The organism is Mycobacterium conspicuum, from assembly GCF_010730195.1.
GTDB lineage: Bacteria > Actinomycetota > Actinomycetes > Mycobacteriales > Mycobacteriaceae > Mycobacterium > Mycobacterium conspicuum.
In genome coordinates, this window is the sequence record NZ_AP022613.1 from 3,068,888 (window position 1) to 3,080,612 (window position 11,725).

Annotated in this window: 13 protein-coding genes; 6 read left to right on the forward strand and 7 right to left on the reverse strand. The window is 66.3% G+C overall.

Going from position 1 to position 11,725, the window contains the following annotated elements:
• Nucleotides 1–35: 35 nt before the first annotated feature.
• Nucleotides 36–1,190, forward strand: a complete 1,155-nt coding sequence (locus tag G6N66_RS14355; RefSeq protein ID WP_085231033.1) for an LLM class flavin-dependent oxidoreductase — start codon at nucleotides 36–38, stop codon at nucleotides 1,188–1,190.
• A 3-nt stretch (nucleotides 1,191–1,193) separates the two neighbouring features.
• Here G6N66_RS14355 and G6N66_RS14360 read toward each other — a convergent pair whose 3' ends face one another.
• Nucleotides 1,194–1,517: a winged helix-turn-helix transcriptional regulator gene (locus G6N66_RS14360; RefSeq protein ID WP_085231034.1), complete on the reverse strand. Its 324-nt coding sequence runs from the start codon at nucleotides 1,515–1,517 to the stop codon at nucleotides 1,194–1,196.
• A 38-nt stretch (nucleotides 1,518–1,555) separates the two neighbouring features.
• Between G6N66_RS14360 and G6N66_RS14365 the strand changes: the two genes are divergently transcribed.
• Both G6N66_RS14365 and G6N66_RS14370 read left to right on the forward strand, forming a co-directional pair.
• Complete coding sequence (locus G6N66_RS14365; RefSeq protein WP_085231035.1) at nucleotides 1,556–2,125, forward strand: carboxymuconolactone decarboxylase family protein; 570 nt, start codon at nucleotides 1,556–1,558, stop codon at nucleotides 2,123–2,125.
• 65 nt (nucleotides 2,126–2,190) lie between these two features.
• On the forward strand, nucleotides 2,191–2,409 hold the full coding sequence (locus tag G6N66_RS14370) for an acyl carrier protein (RefSeq protein WP_085231036.1): 219 nt from the start codon (nucleotides 2,191–2,193) through the stop codon (nucleotides 2,407–2,409).
• A gap of 3 nt (nucleotides 2,410–2,412) precedes the next feature.
• Here G6N66_RS14370 and G6N66_RS14375 read toward each other — a convergent pair whose 3' ends face one another.
• The 4 genes from G6N66_RS14375 to G6N66_RS14390 form a co-directional block, all read right to left on the reverse strand.
• Nucleotides 2,413–3,027 (reverse strand): hemerythrin domain-containing protein, encoded by a 615-nt coding sequence (locus tag G6N66_RS14375; protein WP_085231037.1) that lies wholly within the window; start codon nucleotides 3,025–3,027, stop codon nucleotides 2,413–2,415.
• 81 nt (nucleotides 3,028–3,108) lie between these two features.
• Nucleotides 3,109–5,349, reverse strand: a complete 2,241-nt coding sequence (gene katG, locus G6N66_RS14380; protein ID WP_085231059.1) for a catalase/peroxidase HPI — start codon at nucleotides 5,347–5,349, stop codon at nucleotides 3,109–3,111.
• Nucleotides 5,328–5,732, reverse strand: a complete 405-nt coding sequence (locus tag G6N66_RS14385; protein ID WP_085231060.1) for a Fur family transcriptional regulator — start codon at nucleotides 5,730–5,732, stop codon at nucleotides 5,328–5,330. Before G6N66_RS14385 ends, katG begins: the two co-directional genes overlap by 22 nt.
• A 117-nt stretch (nucleotides 5,733–5,849) precedes the next feature.
• Nucleotides 5,850–7,082 (reverse strand): L,D-transpeptidase, encoded by a 1,233-nt coding sequence (locus tag G6N66_RS14390; RefSeq protein WP_232079304.1) that lies wholly within the window; start codon nucleotides 7,080–7,082, stop codon nucleotides 5,850–5,852.
• A gap of 93 nt (nucleotides 7,083–7,175) precedes the next feature.
• On the opposite strand from G6N66_RS14390, the gene G6N66_RS14395 reads away from it, so the two are divergent.
• From G6N66_RS14395 to G6N66_RS14405, 3 genes are all read left to right on the forward strand, one after another.
• The gene (locus G6N66_RS14395; RefSeq protein WP_085231039.1) at nucleotides 7,176–7,928 is read left to right on the forward strand and encodes a hypothetical protein; all 753 of its coding nucleotides are present in this window, start codon (nucleotides 7,176–7,178) and stop codon (nucleotides 7,926–7,928) included.
• A gap of 45 nt (nucleotides 7,929–7,973) precedes the next feature.
• Complete coding sequence (locus G6N66_RS14400) at nucleotides 7,974–9,494, forward strand: FAD-dependent oxidoreductase (RefSeq protein ID WP_085231040.1); 1,521 nt, start codon at nucleotides 7,974–7,976, stop codon at nucleotides 9,492–9,494.
• 112 nt (nucleotides 9,495–9,606) lie between these two features.
• Nucleotides 9,607–10,470 carry a cyclopropane mycolic acid synthase family methyltransferase gene (locus tag G6N66_RS14405; protein ID WP_085231041.1) on the forward strand — a complete coding sequence of 288 codons (864 nt, stop codon included), beginning with the start codon at nucleotides 9,607–9,609 and terminating at the stop codon, nucleotides 10,468–10,470.
• Here the strand turns inward: G6N66_RS14405 and G6N66_RS14410 are convergent.
• Nucleotides 10,454–10,936 (reverse strand): SRPBCC family protein, encoded by a 483-nt coding sequence (locus G6N66_RS14410; RefSeq protein WP_085231042.1) that lies wholly within the window; start codon nucleotides 10,934–10,936, stop codon nucleotides 10,454–10,456. The genes G6N66_RS14405 and G6N66_RS14410 overlap by 17 nt on opposite strands.
• Nucleotides 10,933–11,625 carry a DUF899 domain-containing protein gene (locus G6N66_RS14415; RefSeq protein WP_085231043.1) on the reverse strand — a complete coding sequence of 231 codons (693 nt, stop codon included), beginning with the start codon at nucleotides 11,623–11,625 and terminating at the stop codon, nucleotides 10,933–10,935. The genes G6N66_RS14410 and G6N66_RS14415 overlap by 4 nt, the downstream gene beginning before the upstream one ends.
• Nucleotides 11,626–11,725: the final 100 nt, after the last annotated feature.

Sequence of the window (11,725 nt, forward strand, 5' to 3'; positions counted from 1 at the left end):
AACGTGAACGTCAATGTAGATTGTAGGAGGCGGCTGTGCAGCTGAAGTTCGGAACGTTCATCGCCCCGTATCACCCGGTTCGCGAAAGCCCGCTGACCAGCTACGAGCGCGACCTCGAGCTGATCGCCTGGTGCGACCGGTGGGGGTTCGACGAGGCCTGGGTCGGCGAGCATCATTCGGCCGCGTGGGAGAACATCCCCGATCCCGCGATGTTCCTGGCGGTCGCCGGGCAACGCACCCAGCGCATCCGGCTCGGCTCCGGTGTGGTCAGCCTGCCGTACCACCACCCGATGATGGTGGCCGACCGGTTCGTCCAGCTCGACTACCTCACGCACGGCCGGGCGATGCTCGGCGTCGGCCCCGGCGCGCTGATCTCCGACGCCACCATGATGGGCATCGATCCCTCGACGCAGCGGCCCCGGATGAACGAGGCGCTCGGCGTGATCATCCGGCTGCTCGCCGGCGAGACGGTCACCCACGAGAGCGACTGGTTCACGCTGAATGAGGCTGCGCTGCAGATGCTTCCGGTGAACGGCTCGATGCCGATCGCGGTGGCGTCGAGCACCTCACCGTCGGGCATGACGGCCGCCGGCACGCACGGAGTGGGTGTCCTGTCGCTGGGCGCCGGGCTGATCGGCGGCAAGAAGGATCTGGCCGCGCACTGGGCGCTGGGGGAGAAGGCCGCCGCCGAAAGCGGCAAGCAGCTGCGCCGCGACGAATGGCGGCTGGTGATCCGCGCGCACCTGGCGAACACGCGAGAGCAGGCGATCGCCGAGGTGCGCGAGGGTCGGGAAACCGAGCGCATCGGCTACTTCAAGCGCGTTGCCGGGCTGAAAAACGACTACACGCTGGAGCAGGAAATCGCCGAGGACGCCGCGATCGTGGGCACGCCCGACGACATGATCGAGGCGCTGCACCGGCTGCAGCAGGCCACCGGGGGATTCGGCGGATTTTTGGTGCTGGCCGGCGACTGGGCCGACCGCGAGGCGACGTTGCGCAGCTACGAATTGATGGGCCGCTACGTGATTCCCGAGTTTCGTGGGCACCTGGAGCCGTTGCGCGCCAGCTACGACATGGTGGTGTCCAAGAAGCGCGACTACGGCGCGCCGGCGATGGCGGCGATCAAGAAGGCCTACGAGGACGCCGGCCAGCAGATGCCCGAGGATCTCAATCCGACCAACCTGCGCTGAAATTCAGTGCGCACGGGGCGTCCAGTCCTCGGCCCAGGCCTGCAGTGGCTTCAGGGCGGTCATCAGCGATCGCCCGTGACCGGTCAGCCGATAGCCACCGTCGGAGTGCTCCACGATGTCCAGCGCCCGCAGTTCCTTGAGGCGGGTGTTCAGCGACCCGGGATTCATCTCGGCGGCCGCCTGCAGCGCGCGGAAAGTCAGTGGGCCGCCGCGTAATTCCCACAGGATCCGCAGGGCGCCGCGCCGGCCCAGGGCGTCGAGGGCGACCATGATCGCCCGCCCGGTGGATGATCCCCATACTGGTTCGCCGATCCGCGGAGCTCGCATGCTTCACATTTTGTAGCATCGCGGCGTACAGTGCCAGCATGAAACGCTATAAAAGTCATAGCGCGCGCATCGCGCCCGCGACGCCACCCCTGCCCGCCGACATTCAGCAAGCCATCGACGCGATCATGCGGGGCAACCCGCCGCTGGTGCTGTTCACCACGCTGGCCCGCGACCACCGGTTGTTCTTCAAGTTCTTCAACTCGGGTCTTCTCGACCGCGGGCACCTGACGATCCGTCAGCGCGAGATCGTCATCGACCGGGTCACCGCGGCCTGCGGCGCCGAGTACGAGTGGGGAGTGCACGTCAGCACGTTCGCCGCCAAGGCCGGCCTGAGCGACGAGCAGATCGCCTCGCTGACCACCGGCGGACCCGAGGATGCGTGCTGGGATGACGCCGATCGCGTCCTGATCCGGCTCTGCGACAGCCTGCACTCCAGCTGCACGGTCGACGACGGCCTGTGGGCGCAGTTGAGCGCGCACCACACCGACGAGGCGATCCTGGAGTTGCTCATGCTTGCCGGAACCTACAGGACCGTAAGCTATCTCGTGAATGCGCTGCGGCTACCGCTGGAAGCCGGCGCCCGCACTTTCGCCACATCGCGCGGTTGAAGTGTTTAGGTCATCGACCAACGGGAAGCACCACTGGGTCAGCAGATCATCGCAAGGGGGAAACCATGGCAACCGGAGAAACCGGATTTGGCGACGTCGAGTTCGACCTGATCTCGTTGCAATACCATTCGCTGAAGGCCGGGCATGACTACGGTCAATATGTCCGCGATGCGAAAAACGCTGGGCTGGAAGACGTTGCGTCGTTTTTCGAGGACGTGATGACGCAAGACTCACAACGGGCGCACCGCTGTCACGAACTGCTGGGCAAGTTGACCTCGGCCTAAGCTTCACTGACCTTTGAGGCTGCCGATGCGCAGCGAGAAATCGGTGCGTGCGGGCTGCGAGGCGCCCTCGGCACCCTCGCCTTCCTCGCTTCCCTCGCCCTGCTCCTCGACTTCGTCGACGTAACGCTGCGGGTCGCGGTCGACGATCGGCAATCCCTCGGTGGTGGGATGGGCGGCCATGAACTCGCTGTATTGCTGTCCGAGCGTCTCCCGAAGACCGATGGGGGCGTTGCGGCGGAAGTCCGAAAGTCCTTCTCGTTCTTCCTCGCCCATGTGATCGTCGTTGGCCGCCCGGGTGCGCCCGACCGCGGCCCACCACCGGTCGGTGCCGACCCGGGTTGCGTGCGCGTCGCGGACTCCGTCGCGAATGTCGTTGTGATCGCCGATCGCATCGAGCGTCTCGCCCTCGGGATCGTCGGCGCCACGCTTGAGCAGTTGCGGGTAGAAGATCTTCTCTTCGATGTAGGCATGCACGTCGAGCTTGTCGGCGAGCGGACGCCACACCCGCTCCAGCGCGGCGCGGTTGACCTGCTCCTGTGCCTGCAGCTCGTCGAGCTTGGCGAATTGCTCGCGGAACCAGTCGTGGTCGGCGAGGATCAGCGCGGTGATGTCCGTCATTGCGTCCCTCAGATTGCCCTGAACTACAACACCCCCGCAAGCCGTGCGGGCTCGCGGGGGTGTTGCACCGTGTTCGCGTTGTTACGTCAGGTCGAACCGGTCGTTGTTCATCACCTTGACCCAGGCCGCGACGAAGTCCTCCACGAACTTGCCCGCGTTGTCGTCCTGCGCGTACACCTCGACGAGGGCGCGCAGCACCGAGTTCGACCCGAACACAAGGTCATTCGCGGTCGCCGTCCACTTGAGAGCACCCGACGCCCGGTCGTGGCCCTCGTAGACGTTCTCCGCCGTCTCCGACACCTTCCACTCGGTGCCCATGTCGAGCAGGTTGACGAAGAAGTCGTTCGTCAACGCGCCGGGGTTGGCGGTGAACACGCCGTGCTTGCTGCCGCCGTGGTTGGCGCCGAGGACGCGCAGACCACCGATCAGCACCGTGAGCTCCGGCGCGGTCACACCCAGCAGGTACGCACGCTCCAGCAGCAGCTGCTCGAGCGGCGCCTTCTCACCGGGCCGCACGTAGTTGCGGAACCCGTCGGCCCGCGGTTCGAGCACACTGAACGACTCGACATCGGTGTTCTCCTGGGAGGCGTCGGTCCGCCCGGGCGAGAAGTGCACCGAGATCTCGTAGCCGGCGTCCTTGGCCGCCTTCTCCACCGCCGCCGAGCCGGCCAGCACGATCAGGTCGGCCAGCGATATCTTCTTCCCGCCCGACGCCGAAGCGTTGAAGTCCTGCTGGATCTTCTCCAGCACCGGCAGCACCTTGTCCAGCTCGGAGGGCTCGTTGACCTCCCAACTCTTTTGCGGCTCAAGGCGAATCCGGCCACCGTTGGCACCACCGCGCTTGTCGGTGTTGCGATAGCTGCCCGCCGCCGCCCAGGCCGTCTTGACCAGTTGGGGAACCGACAGGCCGGAGCCGAGCACCTTGGTCTTCAGTGCGGCGACGTCCTTCTCGTCGACCAGCGCGTGATCCACCGCCGGAACCGGGTCCTGCCACAGCTGCGGCTCGGGAACCCACGGGCCGAGGTAGCGGCTGATCGGGCCCATGTCGCGGTGCAGCAGCTTGTACCACGCCTTGGCGAACGCGTCGGCCAGCTCCTCGGGGTGGTCCAGCCAACGCCGCGTGATCTGGCCGTAGATCGGGTCTTCCCGCAGCGAGATGTCGGTGACCAGCATGGTCGGGTTCCGACCCGGCCCACCGAACGGGTCGGGGATGGTTCCCGCGCCGGCGCCGTCCTTCGCCGTGAACTGCCACGCGCCGCCGGGGCTCTTGACCAGTTCCCACTCGTAGCCGTACAGGGTCTCCAGGAACGTGTTGTCCCACTTGGTCGGCGTGGGTGTCCAGACGACCTCCAGCCCGCTGGTGATGGCGTCCCTGCCCGAGCCGGTGCCGTAGGGGCTCTTCCACCCCAGACCCTGCTGTTCGATCGGGGCGCCTTCGGGCTCCGGACCGACCAGCTCGCCGCTGGCGGCGCCGTGCGTCTTGCCGAAGCTGTGGCCACCGACGATAAGCGCGGCGGTTTCCTCGTCGTTCATCGCCATCCGGCCGAACGTCTCACGGATGTCGATTGCCGCCGCGACGGGGTCCGGCTTGCCTTCGGGCCCTTCGGGATTGACGTAGATGAGGCCCATGGTGGTCGCGCCGTAGGGCTGAGCCAGGTCCCGCTCACCGGAGTAGCGCTTGTTGGTGCCCAGCCACTCGTCCTCGTAGCCCCAGATAACTTCCTCGGGCTCCCACACGTCCTCGCGGCCGAACGCGAAGCCGAAGGTCTTGAACCCCATCGACTCCAGGGCCACGTTGCCGGCGTAGACGATCAGGTCGGCCCACGAGATCTTGTTGCCGTACTTCTTCTTGATCGGCCACAGCAGCCGGCGGGCCTTGTCCAGGCTCGCGTTGTCCGGCCAGCTGTTGAGCGGGGCGAAGCGCTGCAAGCCCTGTCCGCCGCCGCCGCGGCCGTCGAAGATGCGGTACGTGCCCGCGGCGTGCCAGCTCATCCGGATGAAAAAGCCGCCGTAGTGGCCGTAGTCGGCGGGCCACCAGTCCTGCGAGGTGGTCATCAGCGAGATCATGTCGGCCTTGAGCGCCTCCACGTCGAGCTTGGCGAACTCGGCGGCGTAGTCGAAGTCGTCACCGAGCGGGTTGGCCTGCGGCGAGTGCGGGTGCAGCCTCGACACGTCGATCTGGTTGGGCCACCAGTCCTGATTGGTCAGGGGAGCGCCCTCTTTCGGGGTCGGTGCAGCGATTGTCGGGTTTTCGCTTTCGGACACGACTTTCCTTTCGGTGTTAGGTGATTCGGGCTGATCTAAGAAACTGCACTCGAGCAGTCGGGGCAGAAGCCCCAGTAGATGACCTCGGCCTCGTCGAGAACGAACCCATCCAGAACGTTGTCGACATCCGCCGGGGTCAGGCACGGCGCCTCGCCGACCGCGCAGTCGATGTCGGTGATCGTGCCGCAGGTGCGGCAGACCAGGTGGTGATGGTTGTCGCCGACCCTCGACTCGTAGCGGGCGACCGAACCCAGCGGCTGGATGCGCCGAACCAGACCCACCGCGGTGAGCGCATTAAGCACGTCGTACACGGCCTGCCGAGAAACCTCGGGCAGCCCCTGGCGCACCGCCGAGATGATCGTCTCGGTGTCGGCATGTGGGTGCGCGTCCACCACCTCCAGCACCGCGAGCCGAGGTCGGGTCACACGAAGATCGGCCATCCGCAACCGCTCCGCGTGCTTCGCCGTCGAGGACACCCTGACAATATGGCGCGTTATCTGGATTCAGTCAAGAGTTCATTTCGGCGGGTTCGGGCGAATATCGGGTGGGCCGACTCGTCACTTCAGGGCGCTGCCGTTGCGCCACTGATCCCAGCTGAGCGTCCAGTCGCCGTTTTGCTCCAGTTTGACCGGCGGTCCGCCACTGTTGCGGATCTCCACCACGTCACCGGGGACGGAGAAGCCGTAGAACCATTTCGCGTTGTCGGCGTTGAGGTTCAGACAGCCGTGCGAGGTGTCGGTGTGGCCCTGGGCCCAGACCGTCGCGTCGAGCTCATGAAGATAGATGCCGTCGGTACTGATCTTGGTCGCGTACTTGATTGTCTCGCGATAGCCGAGGCGCGAGTTCTTGGGCAGGCCGAACGTCGAGGAATCCATGACGACCGGGTTGCCCTTGTCCAGCACGGTGTAGATGCCCGGCGGCGTCCACAACGAAATCGTGTGTCCGGCAATGTTTTCCGTACCACCCATGCCCATGGACGTGGGCATGGTACGGACCAGCTTGCCGTTGTCGAAGACGGTGACCAGCTTGGTGGCATCGTCGGCGACGGACACGTGCGAGTCGCCGATCCGGAACAACACCCGGTTGTCTTCTTGCCCGAATATGCCGTTCCCCAGCGATATTCCGTAGATCTTGGCCTCGGCGGTTACCGTGGTGCCCGGCGCGTAGTAGTGCTCCGGCCGCCAGTGGGCGTTCTGGTCGTCGACCCAGAACCACGAACCCTGCACCGCGGGGTTGGTCGTCACCGTCAGGTGCTTCTCGGCCGCGGCGCGGTCGGCGATCTGCTCGTCGAAATGGGCGACGACCACCGTTCCGACGCCGTAGGTGCCGCCGTCTTTCAACGCCGCCTCCGACGTCGTGGTGAACGAAACCTTCGTCTGATTGGACGGCCGCAGCGTAGAAAACGACGACACCCGAGTCGAGTCAACGCCATTGGGTCCGCGACTGCTGACCTTCAGCGTGTACGTGCGTCCGTAGCCCAACGGGACGGTGGGCTTCCACACCTTGTTGTCGGGCGTCATCACACCGTCGACCTGCTTGTCGCCGTCGTTGACCATGCGCACGTCGGTCAGCGTGCCCACGTTGGCTTTGACCACGACGTGCGCGACCGGATCGACGTCGTGCGCATTGGCGTCCGGCGTGATCGTGACCTGCGCCGCCTCAAGCGGTTTCGACGAACGAGAACCCGGAGGCACCGCAATCTGCAGCGAGCCGACCACCCCGACCACCACGAACACGGCGAGCAGCAGCAGCCGCCTCCGGCCGCTACCGATGGACGTTGATGTTGGCAAACCGTTGCATCCTCTTGAGCACGGACAATGTTGCACTGCGGGTAACCCGATGTGCGTGCTCGGTAAACCCGGTGAGCGAGAGATCATGGACTCATGGCCGACGACGAACTCGACAGTCTGTATTGCGCGCAACCGGACGTCTTCACGGCGCAGCGCGCGGAATTGAGCGCGGCAGCCAAGCGACGCGGCGACGACGCTGCCGCCAAACGGATTTCCGCGGCACGCAAACCAACGGCGGCGGCGTGGATGGTCAACCGGCTCGTGCTCCGGGACAACAAGACCAGACAACGCCTGTCCGACCTCGGTGACCGGTTGCGGGATGCGCATGCCGCCATGGACGGCGAACGCATTCGAAACCTGTCCGCCGAACAACACAAGCTCATCAACGAACTCGCCCGGGCCGCGTTCAAATCCGCCGGGGTGACGAACCCGTCGTCGGCGGTGCGCGAGGACGTCACCGGCACGCTGCAAGCCGCCATCGCCGATCCCGAGGTCAGGGCGCGGCTGGGTCGATTGACCAAGGCGGAACGATGGTCTGGCTTCGGCGGGTTCGCGGATGCGGCGCCCGCGTCGACGAAGACTCGACGCGAACCCAAACTGGAAAAGCTACGGGCCGCCGCGGCCGCCGCCGAGCGGGCCAAGACCGAAGCCGACGACGAACTGTCCGCGCGGCAAGCCGACCGCGACGCGGCTCGGCGTGGTCGGGACGAGGCGCTGGCCGGCCTGCGCGAGGCCGAGCGTGCGCTCGACGCCGCCGAGAAACGCTACGACAGGGCGAAGCAAGCCAGCCGTGCCGCCGCGGCATCACTGAAAGACGCACACGCGCAGCTGAAGCGGGCGCGGTAGCGCCGCAGACGTTTTGCCGCGAGCTGTCGGGGTATCAGCCACGCTGTGACTTCGTTATGGCTTGCCGATCGACACGAACCGCCCTGGGCCGCAAAGCAGTCTGACCCGCTTGACCGCGGGTCCCGGTCCGCAGATGTCATCGTCGTGGGCGGCGGGATCACGGGACTCATGACCGCCGTGCTGCTGGCGCGCGCCGGCAAGGACGTACTGGTGCTGGAGGCGCGCACCGTCGGCGCCTGTGCCACCGGAAACACCACGGCCAAAATCAGCCTGCTGCAGGGCAGCAACCTGTCGAAGATTCTTTCCAAGCACGGCAAGGACACCGCCCGCGCCTACGTGGAGGGCAATCGCGAAGGCCAGGATTGGGTGCTCAACCACTGCGCGTCGCACGGCGTGCCGGTGCAGCGCGAGGATGCCTACACCTACGCGCAGTGCCGCCGGGGCGTCGCCTCTGCGCGCGCCGAACTCAAAGCGTGTCAGGCGGTCGGTCTGCCGGTCACCTGGGAGGACGACGCCGGGGTGCCGTTTCCCTACCACGGCGGCGTGCGACTGGCCGATCAGGCCCAATTCGACCCGATGCCGTTCCTGGACTCGTTGGCCGCGGAGCTGCTCGACCGCGGAGGGCGGCTGGTCGAGCACACGCGGGTCCGGCGAGTGTCCAGCCACGGCAAGGGAGTACGCGCACACGTCAACACGCCCGGGCACGGCGACCTCGAAATCAGCGGCAGGCAACTCGTGCTGGCCACCGGGATCCCAATCCTGGACCGCGGCGGCTACTTCGCGCGGGTCAAGCCGAGCCGCTCGTATTGCTTCGCCTTCAAAGTGCCCGGCGACATCACCCGCGCGATGATGATTTCCACCGACTCGCCGACGCGTTCGGTGCGCTATGCGCCGGTGGACGGCGGCAACGTGCTGATTGTCGGTGGCGCCGGTCATACCGTCGGCCGCGAGAAAAGCCCCACCACAGCGCTTGAGGAGCTGTCGTCATGGGCGCGCAGGCATTACCCAGGCGCGGCGCAGACCCACTTTTGGTCGGCGCAGGACTACACACCGATCGACCAACTGCCCTATGTCGGTCCTATCCTGCCGAACAACGAAACCATCTTCATCGCAACGGGTTTCAAAAAATGGGGCATGACGAACGGTGCCGCCGCCGCGTTGGCGCTCTCGAGCCGCATGCTGGGCGGGCGGATGGACTGGTCGAAGGCGTTCGCCAGTTGGAGCCCCCACGAGCTGTCGGGTGCGCTGACGGCCATGCAAGCCAACGTCGAAGTCGGCTTCAGGCTGACCACGGGGTGGATCACCCCGGTGACGCGCACCGGCCGACGCGACCCCGGCCAGGACGAAGGCGGCGTGGTGAGTGGGCCGCCCTGGCATCTGGAAGCCCGCTGCCGGGTGAACGGCAGCCAGCACCGGGTTTCGCCGGTGTGCCCGCACCTCGGCGGCATCGTGACATGGAACGACGCCGACAAGGCATGGGAATGCCCGCTGCATGGGTCGCGGTTCGCGCCCGACGGCACGTTGCTGGAAGGACCGGCCACCCGGGACCTGACCGCCTCGCACTGAGCTCGGGTGTCGGGCAATCCAAGTGTCGCCCCGTTTCGAACCACTTTGCGGGGGTAATCGTGTCCAGTTTGCACACATCCGCAGGGCCCCAGGTCCGGAAAGGCACAGACCATTGACTGAGGGGCTGACGCCGCGTTTTGCCGACGTCCAGGCGCATTACGACTTGTCCGACGACTTTTTTCGGCTATTCCTCGATCCGACGCAGACGTACAGCTGCGCGTACTTCGAGCGCGACGACATGACGCTGCACGCGGCCCAGATCGCCAAGATCGATTTGGCGCTGGGCAAGCTGGGCCTAGAGCCCGGCATGACGCTGCTCGACATCGGCTGCGGTTGGGGCGCCACCCTGCGTCGAGCGATCGAGAAATATGACGTCAACGTCATCGGCCTGACGTTGTCCAAAAACCAGGCGGCGCACGTGCAGGCCATGTTCGACGGCATGGACACCCCGCGCACCCGGCGGGTCCTGTTGCAGGGCTGGGAGGAGTTCACGGATTCCGTCGACCGAATCGTGTCCATCGGGGCATTCGAGCACTTCGGCTATGACCGCTACGGCGACTTCTTCGCGTTGGCCCACAAGATCCTGCCCACCGACGGTGTGATGCTGCTGCACACGATCACGGGGTTGGCCCTCGAGCAGCTCGGCGAGCAGGGCCTACCCCTGACGATCGACATGCTGCGCTTCACCAAGTTCATCGTCACCGAGATCTTCCCCGGTGGGCGGCTGCCCACCATCGAAATGGTCGAAGAGCATTCTGCGACAGTGGGTTTCACGCTGGCCCGCCGGCAGTCGCTGCAACTGCACTACGCCAGGACCCTCGACCTGTGGGCGCAGGCCCTGCAGGCGCGCGAAGCCGAGGCGATCGAGCTGCAGTCGCGGGAGGTCTACGAGCGGTACATGAGGTACCTCACCGGCTGCGCGAAGCTATTCCGGTCCGGCCACATCGACGTCAACCAGTTCACTCTGCGGAAGTGACGACGCGCTCCAGGGTCAGCAGCGATGCGTCGAGGTAGTCCTCGGCGAACACGGGCATCCCGCCGACCTCGTCGCGAAATTCCTGCGGCGTGGCGCTCCAGTCGTAGGTGAGGGTGACGTCGGTGCCGTCGCCGTTGGGACGAAGGTCGTAGCGCCAGAACCAGCCGCCGGGGGAATGCCTGCCCGCGTCGTCGAGCTGACCCGGCATCCAGCCGATGGCACGGTCCTGATCGAACACATCGACCAGGTTGTGAACGACGTAGTGGCCACCGGCCGGTTCGAAGAACATGTTCATCGCGAACGTTTGCCCGGCGGCCGTGATCGGCGCGATTTCCAGTGCATCGCGGACCCAATCGGTGGGCTCGGTGTCCCGGTGACGGGTCGGGTCGGCCAGGACCGCGAAGATGCGGGCCGGGGTGGCGTCGATGGTGCGGGTGACGGTGTAGCTCTCGGTGCTGGCGGTCATGAGTTGTCCTCGGTTGTCCCGTAGGCGAGCGCGATATCGGGGGAGTCGAGCCAACCCGAGTAGGTGGGCCGCGAAGGCCAACCGGCGGGGGAGTCGAGCCATTCCTCCTGTCGGCCCCACGGCAGCAGGTCGATCAGCGCGAAGGTGTGGCTGAGTTGCTCGGTGCCGCGCCCGTTGGTGTGCCAGGTGCGGTACACCGTGTCACCGTCGCGCAGGAACACGTTGACCCCGAAGCCGCCGCCGGGAGGCGCGTCCATGTCCGACCCGAACGGGCTCTGCGACGACGAGTACCAGTCCATCCGGTTGCCGACCCGGCGCTTGTAGGCGAGCGCCTCGTCGATCGGTCCGTTGGTGACGATGACGAAGCGGGCGTCGTAGTTGTCGAGGAACTCCAGCCTGGTGAACTGCGAGGTGAACCCGGTGCACCCGCCGCACTGCCACCGCGCGCCGTCCGACCACATGTGGTGGTAGACGATGAGCTGCGAGCGGCCGGCGAACACGTCCGCGAGGCGGACGGGTCCCTCGGCGCCGATCAGGGTGTAGTCCGGCAACTCAACCATCGGCAGCCGCCGACGCTGTGCGGCGATCGCATCCAGTTCGCGGGTCGCGGCCTTCTCGCGCTTGCGCAGCTCGTCGAGCTGCGCGCGCCAGGTCTGGCCATCGACGATCGGCGGTAGGGCGTGGGACATGGAGATCCGATCCTTCGGGTGTGTGGTGTCGAAGGTATGACCACCAGGGCGCGCGAAACTCATCGGTGCACAATGCCAGCGGTGCACGGCGACCGGCAGG

Excerpts from the sequence above, each read along its gene's own strand:
- G6N66_RS14375 (WP_085231037.1), bottom strand. The coding sequence starts at position 3,027 with ATGACGGACATCACCGCGCTGATCCTCGCCGACCACGACTGGTTCCGC.
- G6N66_RS14395 (WP_085231039.1), top strand. The coding sequence starts at position 7,176 with ATGGCCGACGACGAACTCGACAGTCTGTATTGCGCGCAACCGGACGTC.
- G6N66_RS14360 (WP_085231034.1), bottom strand. The coding sequence starts at position 1,517 with ATGCGAGCTCCGCGGATCGGCGAACCAGTATGGGGATCATCCACCGGG.
- G6N66_RS14410 (WP_085231042.1), bottom strand. The coding sequence starts at position 10,936 with ATGACCGCCAGCACCGAGAGCTACACCGTCACCCGCACCATCGACGCC.
- G6N66_RS14365 (WP_085231035.1), top strand. The coding sequence starts at position 1,556 with ATGAAACGCTATAAAAGTCATAGCGCGCGCATCGCGCCCGCGACGCCA.
- G6N66_RS14385 (WP_085231060.1), bottom strand. The coding sequence starts at position 5,732 with ATGGCCGATCTTCGTGTGACCCGACCTCGGCTCGCGGTGCTGGAGGTG.
- G6N66_RS14415 (WP_085231043.1), bottom strand. The coding sequence starts at position 11,625 with ATGTCCCACGCCCTACCGCCGATCGTCGATGGCCAGACCTGGCGCGCG.
- G6N66_RS14370 (WP_085231036.1), top strand. The coding sequence starts at position 2,191 with ATGGCAACCGGAGAAACCGGATTTGGCGACGTCGAGTTCGACCTGATC.